Consider the following 24,080-nt stretch of genomic DNA (forward strand, 5'->3'; position numbering starts at 1 on the left):
TCCGAAAAGAGTTGTTTGGCAAGCAAGGCAAACTTATGTAGAATGTAGAAGTTAATACTATTGCCAAGTCATTACCTCTATTGAGGAGGAACACTCATAAATCGCTCATTTTAAGCTATTCTGAAGATTTTGGCAGAATTTCTTGGAAAAATATTCCACTCCATAACATGTGGAAATATCAAATTTGAAAAGTAATAACATTAGATAAACTCCTAAGCTGGGCAGGAGTATAAGGTGCCCAGCAAACATATTCACCCGCACCTCACGGGAAACGACAAGGGTCTATATGCCACGATGATAGGTGGGCGTATAGACCCTTCATCGTACCCTGATGTCTGTTTGGTGGATAATATGGCTGTATGGTGGTTTCGTGCTACCTGTTTTCATGGTTTGAAGTACCTTTGCGTTAATCGTGAGGTGCTCAAACAAAATTATATTATGAGAACAGAAATGAAAGCATCAAACGAGTGTTTGTACCCTACCGATGTATTCTTGATTAGTTGTGGTATGGGATGCAAGCGAATTACCGTTAGTGACGTTACCTGTTTTGCATAGGTAACTGTGGCTCACGATTTAGTAACTGAACTACTTCAATATTCCTCACTCGCTTGCTTTATGTCGATTTGGCAACTTTGTGCAAATCTACTCATTCCCAACTGTTTACGTTCCAACCTCTCTTATTCTCCTATGGCTGCTTTAGAACTTTATGTTAAAAAAACTAAGTCATAGTTTTTGTGATGAGAAAGTACATATAAAAAGTGTTTGAGAGAAGAATGAGGAAAGTTTACTGGTTATCAGTTACTTTCCTCTTTTTGGTTAAAAGTGGCGAGGACAGACGAAGACGGGAATACGACAAGATGAGACAGAGGAACGTTACCTATCCGTAACCTATACCCCCAATGGTGAATGTTGAGGTTCGGAAGAATGAGGAAGGTTACGAATTGAATTTGAACGCTCTGATTTATAGTGAGTTACTGATGAGTAACGTAAGATTTTTGGTTACGAACCAAATTTGCCGTGTTCTGCCGTGAAATGCGTAGCAAGAAAAGACTCTTCATGTATTAATTTTGAACGCAAAAAAGAATGACGTTATGAAGAGTACATTTTCAATTATCTTCTACCTCAAAAGACAGGTAGTAAAGAAAGATGGTACAGTTCCAGTTATGGGACGTATCACAGTGGACGGAACACAGGCGCAGTTCAGTTGCAAGACAACTGCCAATCCAGATTTGTGGGACACCAAGGGCGGACGCATGATAGGTAAGAGTATGCAGGCTTTGGAAGTGAACCGCAAATTGGACAAGATGCGTGTGAGTATCAGTAAGCATTATCAGGAGATTATGGACAGGGACAACTTCGTCACTGCCGACAAGGTGAAGAACGCCTTTCTTGGCTTGGAGTATCGTTGCCATACACTGATGAAAGTCTATTCTCAAAGCCGTGATGAAATGGAAAAGCAATATAAGGCTGGCATGAAATCTTTGAGTACATACACGAAGTATAGAATCGGGTGTGCCTATGTGGGCGAGTTCTTGCAGACGCATTACCATGTGAAGGATATTGCTCTGAAAGAGTTATCGCTGCCTTTTATCACAGACTACGAGACTTTTCTCAGAACCGACAAGCACTTGAAGATAAACTCTGCGATGGTGTTTGTCCGCAATCTCCGTGCAATGGTATTCCGTGCCATAGATAATGAATGGCTCGTAAAAGACCCATTCAGACGATATGAGTACAAGGAAGAAGAGACCACAAGAGAGTTTCTGAGCAAAGAAGAGATTCACCTGTTGATGGAAACACCTATCACAAGAAAGAAGATGAGCATGGTGCGTGACTTGTTCCTGTTCTGTTGTTTTACAGGTCTCGCTTTCATTGATCTGTACAACTTGAAGGAAGAGAACATCAAGGAATTTTTCGATGAAGGTGAATGGATCGTTATCCATCGACAGAAGACTGGAACGGAAGCCAACATCAAGTTGCTTGATTATCCCAAGCAAATTATGGAAAAATACCGTGGATTGTGTGAAGACGGCAGGGTGTTTCCAGTACCCAACTACCAAAGTTGTATGGATTCGCTCAAAAGACTGGGAAAGAAATGTGGTATCACCAAGCCGCTGTCCTGGCATTCGGGCCGTCATTCGTTCGCAACCTCGGTTTGCCTCTCCAACGGAGTTCCAATAGAAACCGTGAGTTCAATGCTTGGTCACAAGGATATAAAGACAACTCAGGTGTATGCCAAAATTACCAAGGAGAAATTGAGCAAAGACGTGGAAAAGTTGTCTCAGCAAATAAATAACATTGAGGAATTCACGTTTGGAAATGTTTGCAACGATAATACCAACACTATAAATGGCAGAGTATGAAACGACAAGTGATAACAATACAAGAAGATATAGTCATCTACGCCCCACATCATGGTGAGGTGTGGATGACAGTTTGGGAGATTGCCGAACTGTTGAATATAACAGGGACAGCAGTGAAGAATACCATCAAGCGCATTTGGAAACAAAGTGTGCTGAAAGATTTCCAGCATTCTCAATACATCAAACTTGAAAATGGATATTCTGCGCATGTCTATGATATGGAAGTGATTATCGCCATAGCACTTCAAATGGATACATACCAAGCCTTGTTGTTCAGACAATGGTTTATCAGTAAGGTTGTGAACCGCAAGGATTGCCAAGCAGAGCAAGTAAAACACGAGTATCCGATGATTATTGTGATGAACGGAACGATGCCAAGAGGTGCAAGTTAGAATTTCTCATCTTTTAATAAGATTCCTACACCTTTATAATATAATAGCGTACAGGGGGAACGATTTTTGTCGTTGTACCCTGTACGCTATTTTTGTTTCGCTATTATTAAGCAGTACCCTCCCCTTGTGAAACAGTGCCGTCGATTATCGGCTTGCGGTAATTACCAGTGAGAAGTGCTTGTATCTCGGATTCCGGATAGAGGGTCTTGCCACATAATATAATGTAGGGCAAGATGCCTTGCTTGCGATATTCCTGCAAGGTGCGGCGACTAAGCTTCAGGAGCTCGGAGAGTTCCTTGTCGGTGAGGTATCGCTCCCCATCCAAAGGTGGGCTGTAGGACTCGATGAATGAGGATAGCCAGTTGTTGGCTTTCTTCAAGGATTGCATGGCGGTGTCTATCGACTTGCTCTCATGCGTAAGAAGTTGGTTCATGTTCATTGTTTACAATTTGGATTAAGTGGTGAATATAAAATGTGTTGGCTCGCCCAGGGTGAAGTTTTCGGCTTTGCCTTGGGCGAGTTTGGCTTTATGCTATACCGATTTGATTCTGGCGATAAGCGGAACGATTGCTTTGACCTCTTCGGGGCAGTAATAGAATTGGCGACCTATCTGGGTATGCCCCAAGAAACGGCGGTCACGAAGTTTTTGTAAGGTGCGCTGGCTGATGCGAAGCTGCTGGCAGACCTCATGACCTGTAAGCCATTTGTTCAGACGCTTGCCGTTAGCCTTATGCTTCAGCAACTCAACTTTCTTTACCAAGGCATCGTATCTTGCCATCATCAAGTCGAATGCCTTCTTTTCCATTGTTACTACTTCCATATTCTCTGTTTTATTGGTTCAACAAATTCGGGTGCAAAGTTAATGTGTGTATGTTGAAAAACAATGAAAATGAATAACTGTGGCAGTGCTTTTCTGGGGTTTGCCGACCGCTTGGCAAGAAAAATCAAGAAAATTATACGTGGGTCATTAATGAGTTGTTAAACGGGTATTTCTCAAATGCTTAATTTTGCCGCCGAGAAATAAAAACAACGAATTATATAACATTTCAAACGGAATTAGAATGGAAGTAATAACAATGGAAAGTGCAGCCTTCAAAAAGCTGACAGAACAGTTGACAGAAATAGTCCAGTACGTGCGATTGGCAAAAATGGCATTTCAAGAAAACTTGACGGGTAAGGGATTGAAGCAGATGTTGACCAATGACGATGCAGCTAAGATGCTTGGTGTGAGCAAGCGCACCTTGCAGCGAATGCGCTCAGAGAACCGCATTGATTTTATTAAAATTGGCAATCAATGCCGATACCAAGTTGAAGCCATAGAAAGAATGGTTGAGGAACGAACAATAGCAAAGGAAACATGAGCATGGAAGATGGAACATTGAGAAAACTGGAGTTATATCTCCATGACCTACACAAAAAGATAGACGGCATCTACGACATGCTGATGTTGAGACACGAACGAGAGACGGAGCAAAAAGGAAGTTCTGCCATCAATGAGAAATTGCTTGACAACCAAGACCTCTGCCTCTTATTTCAAATCTCCCCTCGTTCCCTTCAACGCTATCGCAGTCTGGGAGTGCTTCCCTACAAGCGTTTGGGGCAGAAAACCTACTACACGGAAGAGGATGTGATGCAGTTTGTAGAGAATAATGTAAAAGAATTCAAGAAAGAGAATGTGGAGCATTACTTGACTCGCATTCATCAGAAATTCAAATAACAAAAGTATTCACCATTAAACATTTACAATTATGGGACAAAAGAAAAAAAGTGATGAACAGGACGTGCTGGTGGTCCGTGACGAAAAGACGGGCGAGATCAGCGTCGTCGCCGGACTCAGCAGAGACGGCACACCGAAGCGAGCACCCGCCAAGGCGGAGAACACGTCCGACTTCCTGCGTTTTGACCGCAACAGTGACTTGATGGACAGTTTCTTTAGAAACTTCTTCCGCCAGTGCAAGGAGCCAAGCCGATTCGGATTCTATCGCATAGCGGCAGACCAGGTGGAAAACCTGCTTGGCGTGATGAAGGAGTTGCTGAAAGATCCGGAGGCTAACAAGGAGATTCTTTCTGCCCACAAGGTTGACACCTCCAATTATGAGAAAGAGGCAAAGCAATCGGAAGGCCAGGCGAAAGAAACCGCATCATCGGACGATGCGTCCAAGACGCAAGCTAACACAGAAAAAGAGAATGCATCATCTGAACAAACCAACGAAAAAAAGAACGACATGGAACAGAAACCAGAACAGACCGCAATCGGGCAGAAGTCGCAGACCGCCTCGGATGCAAAGCAGAACCTCATTAGTGGTAACGATGTGAACCTGCAGGAACTTGGTGCCAAATATGGCATAGACTTCAACAGTATGAATGAGAAGGATATGAAAGCCCTGCTCAACTACGGCAAGACGGGGCTTGTGATTGTGAAGCCGACCTTCGGCGGTGAACAGATAGAGATACAGGCCCGTCTGTCATTCCGTAAGGACGATAACGACCAGTTGCAACTCGTGCCGCATTTCGTGCGCAACGAGCCAAAACTCGATGTCGCTTACAAAGGCTATACCTTTACTCCAGAGGACAAGAAGAACCTGTTGCAGAACGGCAACCTCGGAAAGGTAGTGGATTTCCCCGACAAGAATACAGGTGAGCTGCGTCCTCATTTCATCAGTATCGACCGTCTCACCAATGAGATTGTTGACATCCCTACCAACAAGGTGCGCATACCCGATACCATCGGCAAGACACCTATTACCAAGGACGACAAGAGAGTGCTCTACTCAGGTATTCCGCTTCGCAAGGAGATTGAGCTTGCCAACGGGCGCAAGTTTACACCGCTGTTGCAGGTGAATGTGGAACAGCGTGGCGTGGAGTTCGTGCCTGGCAGCACAAGACAGGCGCAAGGTCAGAAACAGAATGGAGACAAGAAGCAGACCGCTGACAAGCAGGAGCAGAAGGCAGAAGGTGATGCGGGCGGTCAGAAGAAGCAGCAAGATCCCAACCACTGGCTCAATGAGGATGGAACTATCCGCCGACTCAACACCTATTTCAAGAAGGAACTGACCGAGCAGCAGAAGGACGACTATGTGGCAGGTAAGACCATCGAGATCAAGGAAGTGCCGAACAAGAACGGCAGCGGTACCTATACCGCCTACGTAAAGTTCGACTTCGACAAGATGCAGCCACGTTCCTACCGCAACAATCCAGACCTCAAACAGGCAAAGGAACAGATTCCTACCAATGAGAACAAGGTACAAGTCGCCGTCAACGAGCAGGGCAAGACCCATGAGGCGACCAAGCACACCAAGGATCCGCTGAGTCCGGGACAGTCTGCGCCAAAGAACGAAAAGCAGCAGAAGGAACAGAACGCCGAGGAACAGAAGCCAAAGAGAAAGGCAAGAAGCGTGAAGATGTAGTTGCCGCCACTTGATCCACAGAGTTAATCATCCATCATAACAACCGACATCTGCGACCGTCTATCCCACGGTTGCGGGTGTCACAAAAAGACATCAGAAAATGAAGACAATCATCGCAGAGAAACCAAGTGTAGCCAAGGAAATCGCCCACATTGTGGGAGCTGACAAGCGTGAGGAAGGCTATATGCAGGGCAATGGCTATTATGTGACATGGGCATTCGGACATTTAGTGCAGCCAGCCATGCCAGAAACCTACGGCATGAAGGGATTCCATGCAGAGAATCTGCCTGTGATTCCCGACCCGTTCGTTCTTGTTCCCCGACAAGTCAAGACAGAGAACGGCTACAAAGCAGATGCAGGTGTGCTTGCCCAGATTAAAATTATCGGCAAGCTGTTTGACAGCAGTGAGCGCATTATCGTAGCAACCGATGCCGGACGTGAGGGAGAGTTGATTTTCCGATACCTCTATGCGTATCTCGGTTGCCAGAAACCTTTCGACCGTCTCTGGATCAGTTCGCTTACGGACACCGCCATCCGGGAGGGACTTCTGAACCTCAAGGATGGCAAGGAGTATGACAATCTCTATCATGCAGCCAAGGCACGAAGTGAGGCAGACTGGCTCGTCGGCATCAATGGCACACAAGCCCTTACTATAGCCGCAGGACGTGGCACCTATTCCGTAGGTCGTGTGCAAACTCCGACCCTTGGTATGGTGTGCGAACGCTATTGGGAAAACAAGCGTTTCGAGTCGAAACCGTTCTGGCAGGTACACTTCGGTGTGGTTGATGCAGACTGTGGCAATATACTGAAGTTCACATCAGTCAACCGCTGGACAGACAAAGCCACCGCAACCGACATATATAATAAGGTGAAAGATACCGGCTCTGCCATCATCACAAAGGTCACAACCAAGCGAAAGGTGGAGAAGGCACCGCTCCTTTACGACCTCACCACCTTGCAGAAAGAAGCCAACTCCCAGCATGGCTTCACGGCAGAGCATACACTCTCCATCGCCCAGAAACTCTACGAGGCAAAGTTCATCACCTATCCAAGAACATCAAGCCGCTATATCTCGGATGATGTATTTGCCACCCTTCCCAAACTCTTCAAGAATCTGGAGAATCATTCGGAATATGGAGAAAAAGTGAAACTCTTGCCTGGCAATGAGGACTACAGCAAGAACAGCGTGAATGCCGCCAAGGTGACCGATCACCATGCCCTGCTCATCACAGAAAATGCCGCCATTGGTCTTTTCAAGGACGAGAAGATTGTTTATGACATGATATTGTGCCGGATGATAGAAGCGTTCTCGGCAGACTGCATCAAGGACATCACATCAGTATCGGCGCAAGTGGATCATGAAGTTGAGTTTGGCATCAGTGGCTCCATCATCCGACAGACTGGCTGGCGAGCGTTGCCGCTCAAGGAAAAGAACAAAAGGCAGGACAAGGATGCAGACGCAACCGACAATGAGGTCAAGGAGCAAGTCATTCCCAACTGGCAAGAAGGACAGCATATCACTCTTTCTGGCTGCACCATCACGGAGGGCAAGACCAAACCAAAGCCATTGCATACGGAATCCACATTGCTTGCAGCAATGGAAAATCCGTGCAAGCGAGAGCAGATCCAAACTTGTTTGGATTTGCCGAGTGCAGCCGGATTTGGCGGAACGCAAACTGCAGGCAAAGAGATAGAAGATGATACGATGCGCCAGGCAATGAAGGACTGCGGTATTGGCACACCTGCCACACGTGCCGCCATCATCGAAACCCTGCTCAAACGAGAGTATATGGTGCGTCAGCAGAAGAAACTTGTGCCGACGGAAAAAGGTCTCGCCCTGCATTCCGTGGTGAAGAACATGGCGATTGCCAATGTGGAGATGACGGGCAAATGGGAGGCGGAACTTGCCAAGATTGAACGAGGTGAAGCAAGTGCAGACGGGTTCACCCATAGTATCGAAGGCTATACCCGTGAAATCACTGCGGAATTGTTAGGTTGTGACAGACTTTTCAGCCACAAGGATTCCGGCTGCCAGTGTCCTAAATGCAAGCAAGGTACCATGCAGTTCTTCGGAAAGGTAGTAAGATGCAGCAACAAGGAGTGCGGTATGCCAGTGTTCAAGCAGGTAGCAGGAAAGTTGCTCACTGATGCCGACATCACCGACTTGCTTACCAAGGGCAAGACCAGAACGCTCAATGGTTTCACCAGCAAGCAAGGCAAACCTTTCTCCGCAGCCATAGCCTTTGACGAGAATTTCAACACGAAATTCGTCTTTGCAGAGCGCAAAACAGCAGAAAAGCGAGGAAATGTGAAGAGATACAAGAAATAGTTTGTACCTTTGCCACCGAAACATGGTTCATAAATGGTGTCTTTATTTAGGATGCTTTTATTTACTGTGGATTAAGTGGCGGCACTCGGAGGGATACCGAGTGCCTTTTTCTTGCTTTCACACAAACACCAACCGCCATCCACGGTTTATTATTCACCACTTAATCCATTCAACAGACAGATGAACAGAAAGAAACAGGCACAGACAGAGTTGTCCTATTACGGACTGTACCTCTTGAACCATCTCAGAGAGAACCGTTTTCCACAAGCCAGCGATGCGGACTTTATCCGCGAACGTGCAGATCATGCCGCAGAGGTATATGAGCAGGCACGGCGTGATGCCCTCTTTGCCGATGCGGCACAAGAGCTTGCCATGTCAGCATTGCTGAAAGGTCTCCGCTTTTCCAAGTACAGCATCCTGTACGATGTTGTTGACAGTGAGTTTCCCCTGGAGGTAGCAGTAGAAGACCAGGAAGCGTTTGTCAAGAACCTCCTGCCTTTGGTTGATAACGTGTATTCCATTTACAACCTCACCGATGACGATTTTGCCCAGTCACCGGACTACGACCAGCTCTACACAGAGTTGACGGGAGCCGTAGCCATTTTCATAGAGTCAAATGGCGTACAATAGAAAACAACGGCTGAACGACAACATCAAGGCGATAGAGACGGCATTCATCCTTGACAGGGAACAGCGCACGCCGACCGCCCGTGAGCGTCTCCTTCTGGAGCGTTACTGCGGATTCGGAGGATTGAAGTGCATCCTGAACCCTGCCAGGGAACTGGCGGATGCCGTCCATTGGGCAAAGTCAGACCTTGAATTGTTTGCTCCAACAGTGGAGCTGCATAGACTTATCCGTGAAAACAGCAAGAATGAAAGCGAGTACAAACAGTTGATGGACAGTCTGAAACAGTCCGTCCTTACGGCATTCTACACGCCGTCAGCCGTTACGGAGGTTCTGACGGATGTGTTGAAAGAGCATCAGATTATCCCCGAAAAGGTGCTTGAACCCTCGGCAGGTATCGGAGCCTTTGTCGATTCCGTCTTGGATAACAATCCCAAGGCAGACATTATGGCGTTTGAAAAAGACCTGCTTACGGGAAAGATACTCCGCCATCTGCACCCGGAGCAGAAAGTGCGCATAGAGGGATTCGAGAAGATAGAAAAGCCTTTCAATGACTACTTCGACCTCGCCATCTCAAATATTCCCTTTGGCGATGTTGCCGTATTTGATCCGTCTTATACAGCCATGAAAGGCATGAGGGCACTTGTTACCAGACGCATACACAACTACTTCTTTGTCAAGGCTCTTGATACGGTAAGGGACGGCGGGTTGGTTGCCTTCATCACCTCACAAGGCGTATTGAATGCCAAAAACAACAGTGCCGCGCGTTTTATGATGCTCTATCATGCAGATCTCGTGTCAGCGATTCGTCTTCCCAACAACCTGTTCACGGAAAATGCCAATACGGAAGTGGGCAGTGACCTCATCATTCTGCAGAAAAATACCCAAAAGGAGTCGCTGCGAGGAGACGACAACCTGCTTGATACCGTCTATAATGACGAGAACCGCATTCCGACAAACAACTACTTTCTGGAGCATCCGGAACGCATTATCCATTCAACAGCAAAGTTGGATACTGACCCGTTCGGCAAACCTGCAATGATATACACGCATGAGGATGGTGTGGAAGGCATTGCAGAGGATTTGCGAAAGATGCTCCATGAAGACTTTAAGAAGAACCTCAATTTGAACCGATACTTGGGGATAGAGGAAACAAAGGCTGAGGAAGTTAAGGAGGTTGAAGAAACAGAAAAGATAGAAAAAACAGAGAAGATAAAGCCTTCCATTGAGGAAAAGCAGAACGATACGGTAGTATCCTTGCAAAAGCAGGAAAAGCCTACTGATGATGCTGAGCTATCCCAAAAGTCCAATCATCAGCAGCCACCAGTCCAAATGACTCTGTTTGACCTTTGGGGAATGGAAGAAGAAAACCGTCTGACTGTCCATGCTACAAAGAAGAAAGCAGAGGTAACAGTGGGTGCTGCCGCCAAGAAAGTGTCAAGGAAGAAAGCAAGTCCGTTGGTAAAAAGCGTCAATCCGACTTTTGAAGTAGAGGCAAAGCCTGTGGAAAAAGAAGAAAAGCCTTCGTTGACAGATGCAAAAGAGCAGGAAACAACACTGGAGACAAAACCAATCCTGCCTGGGGATGATCCATACGCAAGCATCTCTTGGGAAGAGAATCCGCCAATCAACGGCTTTTACGAGATGATGATGACCATGGCTCCCGAAGACAGGGTGCTGCTGCGCCAAAAGGCGGAACTGCACCGTCAGGAACAACTCAAGGCTCTGGGCGTTGAAGATACGCTTGATCCGAAGTTCAAGCCGCCGATGGAACCGATAGAAGTTCTCAAAGTTCAAATCGGGAATGGACAGTCGAAAGGGAATGAGGCAAAAGAAGATTCCAAGACTCAGAGCACATTGAAAGAAACAGATCATGAGCGGGAAAAACAAAAAGAGCAAGAAAGAAAGCGGGAAGAGCTGGCAAGGAAGAAAGAGGATGCTATGAAGCCCCGTCCATTTGATGAGAAACTGGAAAGTTTTCATCGTGAGGGTTCTATGGTGTTCGACTCTGCCAGAAACATCGGTGTATTAAAAGACCTTACCAAGTATGGTGCTACCTTCATGCCGTTGAATCTGAATATGGAGCAGAAAGAAAAGGCGGTCTTGTATATCGCCCTCCGTGATGCCTATCAGAAACTTTACACCTATGAAGCGGAAGAACAGACTGAAAACAAGCAGATGCGTGAGAGCCTGAATGTCTATTATGACGCTTTCTTCATCCGCTTCGGCAACCTCAATGCCAAGCAGAACGTGAAGTTCATCCTTATGGATGCCTCAGGGCGCGACATGCTGTCGTTGGAACGGGTAGAAAACGGACAGTTCACAAAGTCAGATATCTTCGACCACCCGGTCTCTTTTTCGCTTGACGAGGTCAGTCATGTTGATTCTCCAGAGGAAGCGCTCACCGCCTCACTCAACAAGTTCGGTCGTATCGACTTGCCGTATATGACTGAATTATCGGATATGCCGGAACAGGAACTGACGGAAGCACTTAAAGGGCGCATCTATTACAATCCACTCATAGACGGCTACGAGATAGCCGACCGCTTCATTGCTGGCAATGTCATAGAGAAAGCGGAGCGTATAGAAGAATGGCTGAAGGAAAATCCCGATCATGCAATCGTTAGAGAGTCGTTGGAAGCCTTGAAGGCAAGCATTCCCGAACCGATAGCCTTTGAGGACCTGGACTTCAACTTCGGTGAGCGTTGGATACCTACAGGTGTGTATTCCGCTTACATGAGCCACCTCTTCAATACACAGGTCAGCATCGTCTATTCCGACAGCATGGACGAATATTCAGCAAAATGCAGTATGAAGACCATGGCCATCACGGATGAGTATATGGTGAAGGGATATTACCGCCACTACGACGGTATGAGTCTTCTGAAACATGCCCTGCACAACACTTGTCCCGACATGATGAAGAGCATCGGTGAGGATGAACACGGCAACGACATCAAGGTGCGTGACAGCGAGGGCATACAGCTTGCCAATGCCAAGATTGACGAAATCCGCAACGGGTTCTCTGAATGGCTGGAGGAGCAGTCTGACTCCTTTAAGGAACGCTTGACCACGATGTACAACCGGAAGTTCAACTGCTTCGTGCGTCCGAAGTATGACGGTTCTCACCAGACCTTCCCCGGTTTGGATCTGAAAGCCCTTGGCGGAAAGTATGGTGTCAAGAGTGTGTACCCAAGTCAGAAGGACTGTGTATGGATGCTTTTGCAGAACGGCGGCGGGATATGTGACCATGAGGTGGGAACTGGCAAAACCCTCATCATGTGCATGGCTGCGCATGAGATGAAACGTCTCGGTATGGCTCACAAGCCGATGATTATCGGACTGAAAGCCAATGTCGCGGAGATAGCTGCCACCTATCAGACAGCTTATCCCCATGCGAGGATACTCTATGCCTCGGAGAAGGACTTTTCCACCAAGAACCGTGTCAGTTTCTTCAACAACATCAAGAACAACGACTATGACTGTGTAATCATGTCGCACGACCAGTTCGGGAAGATACCGCAATCGCCAGAACTCCAACGGCAGATATTGCAGGCTGAGCTTGATACCGTGGAGGAAAACTTGGAAGTGATACGCACGCAGGGCAAAGACGTGTCGAGGGGAATGCTCAAAGGCTTGGAAAAGAGAAAGCAGAATCTGGAGGTGAAGTTGCAGAAGATAGCCTACAGCATCGAGCAGCGCACCGATGATGTGGTGGACTTCCGCATGATGGGCATCGACCACTTGTTTGTGGACGAGAGCCACCAGTTCAAGAATCTTATGTTCAATACCCGTCACGACCGTGTAGCAGGACTCGGCAACAGCGAGGGAAGCCAAAAGGCACTCAATATGCTCTTTGCCATCCGTACCATACAGGAGCGGACAGGCAGAGATCTGGGAGCGACATTCCTGTCGGGAACAACTATCAGCAACTCACTGACAGAGTTGTATCTGCTCTTCAAGTACCTGCGCCCCAAGGAACTGGAGCGTCAGGACATCCGCTGTTTCGATGCGTGGGCGGCAATCTTCGCCAAGAAAACTACCGACTTCGAGTTTAACGTCACCAACAACATCGTACAGAAGGAGCGTTTCAGATACTTCATCAAAGTGCCTGAACTTGCTGCCTTCTACAACGAGATAACTGACTATCGCACGGCGGAGGCGGTTGGCGTGGACAGACCGGAGAAGAACGAGATTCTTCATAACATACCACCGACACCCGAGCAGGAGGACTTCATCCAAAAGCTGATGGAGTTTGCCAAGACGGGCGATGCCACCATCCTCGGCAGACTGCCACTGTCGGAAACGGAAGAGAAGGCAAAGATGCTCATAGCCACAGACTATGCACGAAAGATGGCTCTCGATATGCGCATGATAGACCCGACTTGTGAGGATCATCCCGACAACAAGGCGAGCCATTGTGCGAAGATGATAGCTGACTATTACAAACGCTATGACAATTACAAGGGCACGCAGTTCGTATTCTCAGATCTTGGCACATACAGACCTGGGGAATGGAACGTGTATTCAGAAATCAAGCGCAAGCTGATAGAGGATTACGGCATACCGTCGTCTGAAATCCGCTTCATTCAGGAGTGCAAGAACGAGAGGGCAAGAAAGGCGGTGATAGCAGCCATGAACGAGGGTTCGGTACGAGTATTGTTCGGCTCCACATCCATGTTGGGTACAGGTGTAAACGCACAAAAACGGTGTGTGGCGATTCATCATTGTGATACGCCCTGGCGTCCATCAGATCTTGAACAACGCAATGGTCGTGGAGTTCGTGCCGGCAACGAGATTGCCAAGCTGTATGCCGACAACAAGGTGGATGTCATTATTTATGCGGTGGAAAAGTCGCTTGACTCGTACAAGTTCAACCTCCTGCACTGCAAGCAGACTTTTATCTCGCAGTTGAAAAGCGGAGCCTTGGGAGCGAGAACCATTGACGAGGGAGCAATGGATGAGAAATCGGGTATGAATTTTTCAGAGTATATGGCTATTCTCTCCGGAAATACCGACTTGCTTGACAAGGCGAAGCTGGAGAAGAAGATTGCTTCTCTGGAGGGTGAGCGCAAATCGTTTAACAAGGGCAAGCGTGACTCAGAAACAAAATTGCAGTCAAAGACGGCAGAGTTGGGCAACAACAAAGCCTCTCTCAAGGGAATGACCGAGGACTACGGCAAGTTTATTGGCAAAGCCAGGAAAGACAAGGACGGCAACATCCTCAACCTCATCACTCTTGATGGTGTGGAGTCCACGAACTTAGAGGTTATAGGAAAGCATCTGCAAATGTTGGCGGAGAAAGAGACAACTGGCGGACAATACAAGCGGATTGGAGAAATCTACGGATTCCCTGTCAAGATTGTCAGCAAGACAAGTTTCGAGAATGGTCTTCCATTTGTTGACAACCGCTTTTTTGTCGAGGGCAATTACAAGTACCAGTACAACTACGGTCACATTGCCAAGTCGGACCCGATAGCTGCGGCAAACAACTTTGTGAATGCCCTGCAGAAGATACAAGGGTACATTGAACAGTATGATTCAAGATGCAAGGCTTTGGAAAAGGAAATACCGCAACTGGAAGAGATAGCTGGCAAGACTTGGAAGAAAGAGGAAGAACTGAAAGGTCTTAAAGCGGAACTGGCGGCGTTGGATAGAAAAATACAGTTAGAATTGGCACCACCTGTTCAAGAAAAGGATATAAGTGATAAATCTCAAACAGAAAACAATACAATCAAATCGGGAGAATTCCACTCTGATACAATAGTACAACAAGAAAGGAAGATCCGAATTGGTCTTTAATAGTTCTATTTATAAAAAAGTGGCAAGCAAACTTATTATGAGTTTGTTTGCTACTACTCTTTCTTAAAACTGTATAAATTATCTAAACACAAATAGCTCTTCGTTCACGTTTTGATATCAAATAGTTATGAAAAACAGCATTTGTTTATACAAAATTTCTGAGATATTAAAGCAATTAGGCTTAAATAGTCTTAAATTTGTATCGTGACATTTATATTTTCTGCCATTTCTTGTCTTTTCTCAATAAATTTTCGTATTTTTGCAGTCGGATTGTATAGCCAGACCGCAGTTGTCGCTGTAAGACGAGTTCTTTCATGATAACCGAGTCGGCAGCCTACGCCGTGCTGAGTGTAGTGAAGTCAACCATGACATATCTATACGAAAGCGGGCTTTGGGTGGGAAGACAATCCAGACATAATGGAAGGCGTTTATCGACGCTGTGTTTAAGACTTCCTGTAATCTAGCAAATTAACAGTTAATCATAGTCTTGAATATGGTCAACGGTAGATGTCCCGGGTGTGATTATTTCAATCCCGTGGAGACCTTGTAAGCATAGATTGTATCCTTTCGGGCGCAATCAAATGTATTATATAGGTCTCTTTACACGGACATGATTTTCATATCGGCGTGGGCTCTGACGTTGTCTGTTCAACTATGATAGGCAATTGCTAGAGCCTCAGGAAGTGGAATGGACAACAGGACGATTCCACGCTTTTTTTCTGTCGCAATTTAACGGATTTCTGTCTAGAAAAAAGTTAGCACCGATATGAAAGTCGATGAATGGACATCAGAAGATGTACACACCTCAGGAGGTGGTGAATTCCCTCCTTGCGCTGGACTTACCTCCAACGCCCTCCCCGAAGCTCAAAGCACTGTTTCCGCTGAGAGTTCACAAACAGGGGTGTCCACCAGAAATGCCCATATAGCAAGTAAGCCTAAAGCACAAAAAGAGGAAGACTTTCCTCATTGGTATGCCTTACGTACCACATACGGTAGAGAGAAAAAGGCATACGACTACATGACAGCCAAAGGCATCACGGCTTTCTATCCTACCACCGAGGTTGTGAAACTTGTAAAAGGTAAGCGCAAAATTGTTATCGAGTCACGTTTACCCAATATCTTCTTCGCCTACGGCACAGAAGAACAACTCAAAACCTTTGTTTACGACAACGTAAATCTCCCATTCCTTCGTTTTTACTATCGTCACGTCCACGTTGGACGCAGAATAGAGAAGGTTCCTATGATAGTTCCAGACTATCAGATGGAAAGTCTCAAAATCATCTGTGCTGCCGATGCGGATAATACAATCGTGTCATTAGTCGAAGTGCCAAAGTTCGAGAAAGGACAGTTGGTAAAGGTTATTGATGGTGTATTCAAAGGGGTGGTTGGAATAGTTGCACGCTGGCAGGGACAACAGAGAGTAGGCGTGGTAGTAGATGATTTGGTAACAATGGCCACAGCCTATATACCAAGTGCGTTTCTTCAAAAAATATAATAAAACAATTAATAAATATGAAATATGCTTTAGTAACAGGAGCCTCGCGAGGTATAGGACGTGCAGTGGCTTTGCGCTTAGCAAATGAGTATCCTGTCATAATCAATTATCATTCTAATTCCGAAAGTGCTAATGAGGTAAAGGAACTAATTGAGGCGAACGGAGGTTATGCAGAGTTGCTACCTTTTGATGTTGCAGATTCACAATCTATAGAAAATGCGATTGACCTGTGGGAGCAAAGACATCCTGATGATTATATTTCTGTGTTAGTAAACAATGCAGGTATTCGTCGAGACAATGTTATGTTTATGATGGCAAATGAGGAATGGCATGATGTCATCAATACAAATCTTAATGGCTTTTTCTATATCACAAGACGCCTATTGAAACATATGATGCCTCGTAAACGAGGTGGAAGAATTATAAACATGTCATCGCTTTCTGGTTTGAAAGGAATGGTAGGTCAGGTAAATTATAGTACAGCAAAAGCAGCGCTAATAGGAGCGACAAAAGCTTTAGCTCAAGAGGTAGCCCCTCGTAACATCACAGTGAATGCAGTGGCTCCAGGTTTCATACAAACAGATATGACTAAGGATTTGCCACAGGACGAACTTAAAAAGTTAGTACCTGTAGGACGTTTCGGGAAACCAGAAGAAGTGGCAGCATTGGTAGGCTTCTTGGTTTCGGATGACGCAGCCTACATCACTGGTGAGGTAATCAGTATAAATGGTGGTCTTTATACATAATCGCTATTACATTCCAATCATTCATAATATAATTAAGGTATAATAAGTAATGGAAAGAAGAGTCGTAATTACAGGTATGGGTATTTGGTCATGCCTTGGTACTGACCTAGAAACGGTCAAGAATTCATTATATAATGGAAAATCAGGTATAGGCATACAGCCCGAACGTTTAACATATGGTTACCGTTCAGCATTGACTGGCATAGTTGAGGAACCTATCATAACAAAGAAAATGCTTGATCGTCATACTCGTGCAGGAATGTCAGAAGAGGCAAAGTATGCATATATGTCTAGTCTACAGGCATTCTGTCAAGCCGGCATCTCCGATGAATACTTACTTAATAATGAGGTTGGATGTATTTTCGGTAATGATTCTTCAGCTAAACCGGTCATAGAAGCATCCAAGATTATGGATGAAAAGCATGACTCAGCCATGTTGGGGTATGGAATTATTTTTCAGTCCATGAATTCCACTGTCAATATGAATCTCAGTACAATTTTCCACCTTAGAGGAGTTAACTTTACTGTCAGTTCGGCTTGTGCCAGTGGAAGCCATTCCATCGGTTTGGGTTTCATGATGATAAAACAAGGTTTGCAAGATATGGTGCTTTGTGGAGGAGCCCAGGAGACCAATTATTATTCTATGGCTTCTTTTGATGCTCTTGGTGCTTTTTCTATTCGTATGAATGAGCCAACTAAGGCGAGTCGTCCGTTTGATCGTGATCGTGATGGTCTGATTCCAAGTGGTGGTGCAGCTTCTTTGGTATTGGAAGAGTATGAGCATGCTAAGGCTCGTGGTGCTAATATTTTGGCAGAAGTCGTTGGCTATGGCTTTTCAAGCAATGGTGGCGGTATCAGTCAGCCGTCTGATGATGGTAGTGTTATAGCCATGACCCGTGCGCTCAATATGGCAGGAGTTAAGGAAGACGATATCGATTATATCAATGCCCATGCTACCAGCACACACCAAGGTGATATGTATGAAGCGATAGCGCTCAACCGTATGTTCAATGGAAAACATGCTCTAATTTCATCGACTAAAGGTATGACAGGACATGAATGTTGGATGGCTGGAGCCTCAGAGGTTGTCTACAGCACGTTGATGATGCAAAATAATTTTGTGGCACCTAACATTAACTTTGAAAATCCTGATGAGTATTCCGAAAAATTAAATATAGCAGCCAAGACTTATGATACAGAAATAAATACAGTTTTGAGCAATAGTTTCGGCTTTGGAGGTACCAACTCTGCATTGGTGATAAAAAAAATCTAAGAATGTTGTTTTGAAAAAAAATAATTATGAGAAAAATTCTATTGTTTTTAATTGTAATTATGGTTACATTGACAGTAGGTGCACAGAAAATACTGGAGGGTACAAAACCTTCTTTAAAGGGTGTAAACAAAATCAGGCTTAAAATAGATTTTTCAGAAACGAAAATTGACAATAAGACTGTCGCTGATTGGTTGGAATACCGGCAAGCCTCTCAGCCTAAGTATAATGCAAAAAATGAGCTTGAAAATGAATTGAAACCTGTCGTCCAAGAAAAAGTAATAAAATCTTTGAATAATAAATTGTCAAAGAAAGGAGCCTTCGTAACTCTTAACAGCAATGCAAAATATACATTGCTTGTTAAACCTGTAAGCGTATCGATGAAAGGTGATAATACTAATGATTGTTACATATTAGATGAATTTGGCAATATACTTGTTAAATTTCATATTTCTGGCTCAGGTGGTCATTGGGGAACAATGAGTAATTTATGGGGAGATGGCTATGAAGATTCTGCAAAAAGTATTGCTTCTTTTGTTGTAAAATGTTTTGAGTAAGCAACAATATCATAAAAACAAGCAGATAGCATATAGTTAAGTGTAATAAAAAATATCGTGTATGAAAAGATTATTATCTATTGTAATGTTATTGTTGTCTGTCGTAGGAATTTATGCTGACAATCCAGTGACAGTCAAGGCAGGTAATCCTGTTGTTTTCAATGAGACGTCTCAGGCTCTTGTTGTTGTGGACTATTCTAAGACTATGGTCAAAGATCAGACATTGGACGCTTATTTGAAGAGTCGAGGAGAAGATTTTGTACGTGACTGGCCACAAGATCAAGATAAGGCTTTAGAATATTTTGTAGTCCGATTTAATAAGAAAAATAAAAAAGGAATGCAAATTGGTAGGCATTTAACTGATGCCAAGTATAAGATGGTTATCTATGTTGACTATATGGATATGGGTAACGGAGGCAGTTCTTTTAATCCTTTTGCTAGTGTCAAGGCCGGTGGAGTAATCATGAAAGGTCGTTGTGAGGTTATTGATGTGAAGGCAGGTCAGTATGTCTGCCGAATGGCGTTTGATGAGGTAAAGGGGTTAGGACACCCATCTGAGACAGTACGCTTAGGCATGACCTATTTTGAGTTGGCAAGCAATATATTCAAGTTAGCAAAGGACGCTACTGGTAGCGTAGAATATTGTGGTGCGATAGCTAAGCCTACGAAAAAGGTTGTGAAGCGAGTGGTTGAAGCACCTGTTGAAACAGCAGCAACTGCAAGTAATGCCGTAGCAAAAAGTTCAACACGTTCTGCTTCAACAGTTCGTAAGGGAGTTTCAGCTCGCAAGGGTACCGTTTCTCGTAAAGGGGCATCTGTTCGCAAACCTAACTCTCAGTTGAAAAAAACTGCAACAGTAACTTCCACTGCTGCTACTCCAAAAACGCGTAAAGTGAAGTATATTGAGGTGGATGAGGATGGTAATGAAACTGAAGTCATCTACGTGAAGAAAGGAACTAAGACCCCAGTTGAGATTGAGGAGAACGAAGAGATAGAGAGTGTTGCCCCAGAAGTTGAACCAACTCCAGCTCGCAAGAAAGTAGTGGCAAAAGGTAATAAAGTTCCTAAGACAGTGTTGAATGCCGTTTCTAACTTAAAAATAAAGAACTCTGTAGGCGGTGATGCTAAATGTCTGAAAAATGAAAGCGCATTGAGCGTGTATCTGGATTTTTCCAAATGTGAGATCAATAATAATAGCGAGCGAGATTTCGTGAAATATATGGCTACGAGTGCAGATAAAAGAGAACGAGAGAGTAATTTTGCAGATAAGTGGGAAAATACTTATAAGCCGAGTCTTACTTCTATCTTTATTTCCAAAATGAACAAGGAAATGAAAAAACTTCGTCTACGTGGCACTACAGAGCAGGGAAACAAATATACTCTAAAAGTGGCATTGAAGAAAATAGATGATAACGGAAATACGTTAGCTGACTATATGATAGTAGAAACTGCTACGGGAAAAGTTGTTCAAATTATGCAGATGAAATCAAAAGGTGGACACTTTGGTGATTATATAGGACTGTTAAAACAGGGCTTTGAGGCTGCAGGAGAAATTTACGGTGAACTATTAGCAGACCGAATTGATTAATTCTATCATTGGCTATCTGTCATAAATAGTTTGCATTTTATTAATATTAAATTTTTAGGTTTATGAAAAAGAGTATTAAAAAAATGGCGGTAGTTGCCATGATGTTGGTTACAGGTTCAACCATGACGGTAAATGCGCAGTTGCTGAGTGAGAAACCACGTGTTCACTTAGGTATTCGTGGAGGCGTTTCTGCATCTTCTTATTCTGGAGATGGCATAAAATCCAAGATCTTTCCGATGGGTGGATTCGCTGTTGATTTTAAGGTAGCTCCAATACCATTGTATCTTGAGTCTGGTTTGTATTATGTAAATAGAGGTTATAAGTTGGATATTCCTGATGATTATTATTATGATGATGAATCAACGAATAATCAGGCTATAGAAATGCCTATTGTAGTAAGCTACCACTACTATTTGAATGATAAAATGTCTATTCAGCCTTTCTTTGGTGGCTTTATCTCTCAAGTTTTTGATGGCCCAAACGATGATTTAGATTATGGTTTGCGTCTCGGAACTGGCTTCAACTATGGTCGTGCTTATGCAAGCATTGGCTATGATTTCGGCTTGAAGAATTGGGGTGAAGATGGATATTCATCTAAGTCTGGTCTGTTCTTCTTCAATATCGGTTTCAACTTTCTTGGTTCAAAGTAATTGAAATATAACTCTTTGGGTTGTTTTGTACAGAGCAACCTAAAGAGTATAAATGAGTTTCTAGTACAGAAGTATTAGTTAATGCGATATAGTTTCACATAAAAAATAAAAAATGAAAAAAATCCTATTGCTTTTAGCTGCAATTATGGTTACATTGACCATAGATGCACAGAAAATGAAATTCAGTGGTGACAATTCTTGTATAAAAGAAAATGTTACAGCAAAGTTAGTCATTGATGTATCTCATGCGACTTGGGAGAAGAAAGAATCTTTTAGGGGTCATTTTTCAGATGAATTTGATGAGATATTGAATATTTCTAAACTCTACCCGTTGGCGGAATTAATTTAAGTTGATAAATATGAGTAAAAAGTTGCACATATCGCTGATTTTTAGTAACTTAGTGGTGTTCAAAACATTAAGTCCAAACCATCGTATGTACAACCTTTATACAAAATTCGTCAAAATACTCGAGATATGCAAGCAATTCTCTGAAAATCTCGTCAATGAATCGGGTAATGTTCCACGTCGTGGTCCTGTTCCCAAGTTTTCGGATTTGGAAGTGGTGGCGCTATCCTTGACGGCAGAGACCGAGAGCATTGATAGTGAGAAGTGGTTGTTCGACTATAAATTGCAAGAGTACAAGGACAACATTCCTAATCTCATATCAAGGAGACAGTTCAATGACCGCAGGAAGAAAACGGCAGGCCTGTGTGAGGAACTGCGTATATCCAAATGAAAACATAAAAACTGTTTGTTAATGAAATAAATTAAGGAGGGGTTATAATGAACAAAGTAAATATAAAAGATAGTCAAAATTTTATTACTTCAAAATATCACATAGAAAAAATAATGAATTGCATAAGTTTAGATGAAAAAGATAACATCTTTGAAATAGGTGCAGGGAAAGGTCATTTTACTGCTGAATTGGTAAAGAGATGTAATTTTGTTACGGCGATAGAAATTGATTCTAAATTATGTGAGGTAACTCGTAATAAGCTCTTAAATTATCCTAACTATCAAATAGTAAATGATGATATACTAAAATTTACATTTCCTAGCCACAATCCATATAAAATATTTGGCAGCATACCTTACAACATAAGCACAAATATAATTCGAAAAATTGTTTTTGAAAGTTCAGCCACAATAAGTTATTTAATAGTAGAATATGGTTTTGCTAAAATGTTATTAGATACAAACAGATCACTAGCATTGCTGTTAATGGCAGAGGTAGATATTTCTATATTAGCAAAAATTCCCAGGTATTATTTCCATCCAAAACCTAAAGTGGATAGCGCATTAATTGTATTAAAAAGAAAGCCAGCAAAAATGGCATTTAAAGAGAGAAAAAAATATGAAACTTTTGTAATGAAATGGGTTAACAAAGAGTATGAAAAACTGTTTACAAAAAATCAATTTAATAAAGCTTTAAAATATGCGAGAATATATGATATAAACAATATTAGTTTCGAACAATTTGTATCGCTATTTAATAGTTATAAAATATTTAACGGCTAAAAACAATAGGCCACATGCAACTGTAAATGTTTAGTTATAGGTAGGGTAGCATTAGTTAAAATGCTATTCTGCCTTTTAAAAGTATGGTATACATTCCTGAGAGAGATTGGATATGTTCCCGTATACCGATAGTGCCAAAAGCGAAGTGGATATGTTTCCGAGAACGGACGTACTCAAATGACATTCATTCTGTCCTCTCCAGCCACGTGGAAAGTTTAGTTTGTCTGACGAAGCAGACAAACTAAAGCGATATAAATCCTCACGGATTTGCGATATACGCTACATTTCATTCGCGTGCGATATGCCTCTGGCGCGATATGTGCCTTCGGCACGTGAGCGCACTGCGTGCGCATAGGGGCGCGGGAATTTATGTTCGCGTACTTTCCACCACGTTCGAATAGGCGAAAAGAAAGCTATAAAACTGCTTGAAACTTTTTAATATAAACCTGAAAAATACGCCAAAGGGTTAATCATATTTTTGAATTACTCGGTCTTTCACTTTTTGAATGCTATGATATGACCGGGAAGCCTTATAAAGAAGTGAAGAAAATTGCAACGGAGATAAATAACTTTTTAAACAAGGGGAATTCAGATGAAAGAAAACAAATATGATGATAATATATTTTTTCAAAAATACAGTCAAATGAGTCGCTCACAGCAGGGACTAGCCGGTGCAGGAGAATGGGAAACATTGAGAAAGCTGCTGCCGGATTTTAAAGATAAGCGTGTGCTTGATTTAGGATGCGGCTATGGATGGCACTGTATTTATGCGATGGAACACGGTGCTTCTTCTGTTGTAGGTGTTGATATTTCTCATAAAATGCTCGAGGTAGCCAAAGAAAAAACACATTTTCCACAGGTTGAATATAAATGCTGTGCTATAGAAGATGTGGAATTCCCAGAGGAGAGTTTTGATGTAATATTAAGTTCACTTGCGTTTCACTATGTAGCAGATTATGAGATTTTAGTAAAAAAGATATATAGAATACTGAAGTCTGGTGGTAAGCTAGTTTTTACGGTTGAACATCCTGTTTTTACTGCCTATGGAACACAAGACTGGCATTATAACGAAAAAGGAGAAATACTGCATTTTCCAGTGGATAATTATTATTATGAGGGCAAACGGACAGCTGTATTTTTGGGAGAAAAGGTTACAAAATATCATAGAACACTGACCACATATCTAAATACGCTGCTTTCAAATGGTTTTATAATAAATCAGATTGTGGAGCCACAGCCGCCGGAAAACATGATGGATATTCCGGGGATGCAGGATGAAATGCGCCGTCCCATGATGCTGATTGTATCGGCCAATAAAAAAATGGATAGATAGAACT

General features: G+C 43.5%; 19 protein-coding genes and 1 pseudogene. 18 read left to right on the forward strand and 2 right to left on the reverse strand.

Going from position 1 to position 24,080, the window contains the following annotated elements:
• The first annotated feature begins 1,091 nt into the window (after window positions 1-1,091).
• Window positions 1,092-2,363, forward strand: a complete 1,272-nt coding sequence (locus tag F7D73_RS07580; RefSeq protein ID WP_153123613.1) for a site-specific integrase — start codon at window positions 1,092-1,094, stop codon at window positions 2,361-2,363.
• The gene (locus tag F7D73_RS07585) at window positions 2,360-2,755 is read left to right on the forward strand and encodes a hypothetical protein (protein WP_153090609.1); all 396 of its coding nucleotides are present in this window, start codon (window positions 2,360-2,362) and stop codon (window positions 2,753-2,755) included. The genes F7D73_RS07580 and F7D73_RS07585 overlap by 4 nt, the downstream gene beginning before the upstream one ends.
• 106 nt (window positions 2,756-2,861) lie before the next feature.
• Here F7D73_RS07585 and F7D73_RS07590 read toward each other — a convergent pair whose 3' ends face one another.
• Together F7D73_RS07590 and F7D73_RS07595 are read right to left on the reverse strand one after the other, a co-directional pair.
• The gene (locus F7D73_RS07590; protein WP_153090608.1) at window positions 2,862-3,194 is read right to left on the reverse strand and encodes a helix-turn-helix domain-containing protein; all 333 of its coding nucleotides are present in this window, start codon (window positions 3,192-3,194) and stop codon (window positions 2,862-2,864) included.
• 93 nt (window positions 3,195-3,287) lie between these two features.
• The gene (locus F7D73_RS07595) at window positions 3,288-3,575 is read right to left on the reverse strand and encodes a helix-turn-helix domain-containing protein (protein ID WP_071122342.1); all 288 of its coding nucleotides are present in this window, start codon (window positions 3,573-3,575) and stop codon (window positions 3,288-3,290) included.
• Window positions 3,576-3,816: 241 nt separating this feature from the next.
• On the opposite strand from F7D73_RS07595, the gene F7D73_RS07600 reads away from it, so the two are divergent.
• The 16 genes and pseudogenes from F7D73_RS07600 (at window position 3,817) to F7D73_RS07680 (ending at window position 24,076) form a co-directional block, all read left to right on the forward strand.
• Window positions 3,817-4,116, forward strand: coding sequence for a helix-turn-helix domain-containing protein (locus tag F7D73_RS07600; RefSeq protein ID WP_153123616.1), 300 nt, complete (start codon window positions 3,817-3,819; stop codon window positions 4,114-4,116).
• A gap of 77 nt (window positions 4,117-4,193) precedes the next feature.
• On the forward strand, window positions 4,194-4,472 hold the full coding sequence (locus F7D73_RS07605; protein WP_081978971.1) for a helix-turn-helix domain-containing protein: 279 nt from the start codon (window positions 4,194-4,196) through the stop codon (window positions 4,470-4,472).
• Window positions 4,473-4,503: 31 nt separating this feature from the next.
• On the forward strand, window positions 4,504-6,162 hold the full coding sequence (locus F7D73_RS07610) for a DUF4099 domain-containing protein (RefSeq protein WP_153123618.1): 1,659 nt from the start codon (window positions 4,504-4,506) through the stop codon (window positions 6,160-6,162).
• A 100-nt stretch (window positions 6,163-6,262) separates the two neighbouring features.
• Entirely contained in the window at window positions 6,263-8,491 is a 2,229-nt protein-coding gene (locus tag F7D73_RS07615; RefSeq protein ID WP_153123620.1) for a type IA DNA topoisomerase, read from the forward strand.
• A 180-nt stretch (window positions 8,492-8,671) separates the two neighbouring features.
• Entirely contained in the window at window positions 8,672-9,121 is a 450-nt protein-coding gene (locus F7D73_RS07620) for a DUF1896 domain-containing protein (RefSeq protein ID WP_153096793.1), read from the forward strand.
• A complete protein-coding gene (locus tag F7D73_RS07625; protein ID WP_153123623.1) occupies window positions 9,108-14,918 on the forward strand; it encodes a helicase-related protein in 5,811 nt (1,936 codons plus the stop codon). Before F7D73_RS07620 ends, F7D73_RS07625 begins: the two co-directional genes overlap by 14 nt.
• 766 nt (window positions 14,919-15,684) lie before the next feature.
• The gene (locus tag F7D73_RS07630; protein WP_153098254.1) at window positions 15,685-16,413 is read left to right on the forward strand and encodes a UpxY family transcription antiterminator; all 729 of its coding nucleotides are present in this window, start codon (window positions 15,685-15,687) and stop codon (window positions 16,411-16,413) included.
• Between the two features lie 17 nt (window positions 16,414-16,430).
• On the forward strand, window positions 16,431-17,159 hold the full coding sequence (gene fabG / locus F7D73_RS07635; RefSeq protein ID WP_116615865.1) for a 3-oxoacyl-ACP reductase FabG: 729 nt from the start codon (window positions 16,431-16,433) through the stop codon (window positions 17,157-17,159).
• A 49-nt stretch (window positions 17,160-17,208) separates the two neighbouring features.
• On the forward strand, window positions 17,209-18,432 hold the full coding sequence (locus F7D73_RS07640) for a beta-ketoacyl-[acyl-carrier-protein] synthase family protein (protein ID WP_153098253.1): 1,224 nt from the start codon (window positions 17,209-17,211) through the stop codon (window positions 18,430-18,432).
• Window positions 18,433-18,458: 26 nt separating this feature from the next.
• Entirely contained in the window at window positions 18,459-18,986 is a 528-nt protein-coding gene (locus F7D73_RS07645; RefSeq protein ID WP_153098252.1) for a hypothetical protein, read from the forward strand.
• 61 nt (window positions 18,987-19,047) lie between these two features.
• Window positions 19,048-20,574, forward strand: a complete 1,527-nt coding sequence (locus F7D73_RS07650) for a hypothetical protein (RefSeq protein WP_153098251.1) — start codon at window positions 19,048-19,050, stop codon at window positions 20,572-20,574.
• Between the two features lie 62 nt (window positions 20,575-20,636).
• On the forward strand, window positions 20,637-21,224 hold the full coding sequence (locus F7D73_RS07655; RefSeq protein WP_153098250.1) for an outer membrane beta-barrel protein: 588 nt from the start codon (window positions 20,637-20,639) through the stop codon (window positions 21,222-21,224).
• A 112-nt stretch (window positions 21,225-21,336) separates the two neighbouring features.
• On the forward strand, window positions 21,337-21,573 hold the full coding sequence (locus F7D73_RS07660) for a hypothetical protein (protein ID WP_153098249.1): 237 nt from the start codon (window positions 21,337-21,339) through the stop codon (window positions 21,571-21,573).
• A gap of 10 nt (window positions 21,574-21,583) precedes the next feature.
• Window positions 21,584-21,949, forward strand: a pseudogene (locus tag F7D73_RS07665) (IS982 family transposase); the annotation flags it as partial.
• A 59-nt stretch (window positions 21,950-22,008) separates the two neighbouring features.
• Window positions 22,009-22,743 (forward strand): 23S rRNA (adenine(2058)-N(6))-methyltransferase Erm(G), encoded by a 735-nt coding sequence (erm(G), locus tag F7D73_RS07670; protein WP_008021360.1) that lies wholly within the window; start codon window positions 22,009-22,011, stop codon window positions 22,741-22,743.
• A gap of 592 nt (window positions 22,744-23,335) precedes the next feature.
• Window positions 23,336-24,076 carry a class I SAM-dependent methyltransferase gene (locus tag F7D73_RS07680; protein ID WP_005816203.1) on the forward strand — a complete coding sequence of 247 codons (741 nt, stop codon included), beginning with the start codon at window positions 23,336-23,338 and terminating at the stop codon, window positions 24,074-24,076.
• The last annotated feature ends 4 nt before the right edge of the window (window positions 24,077-24,080 follow it).

Source organism: Segatella copri (assembly GCF_009494395.1).
In the GTDB taxonomy this organism is placed as follows: Bacteria; Bacteroidota; Bacteroidia; order Bacteroidales; family Bacteroidaceae; genus Prevotella.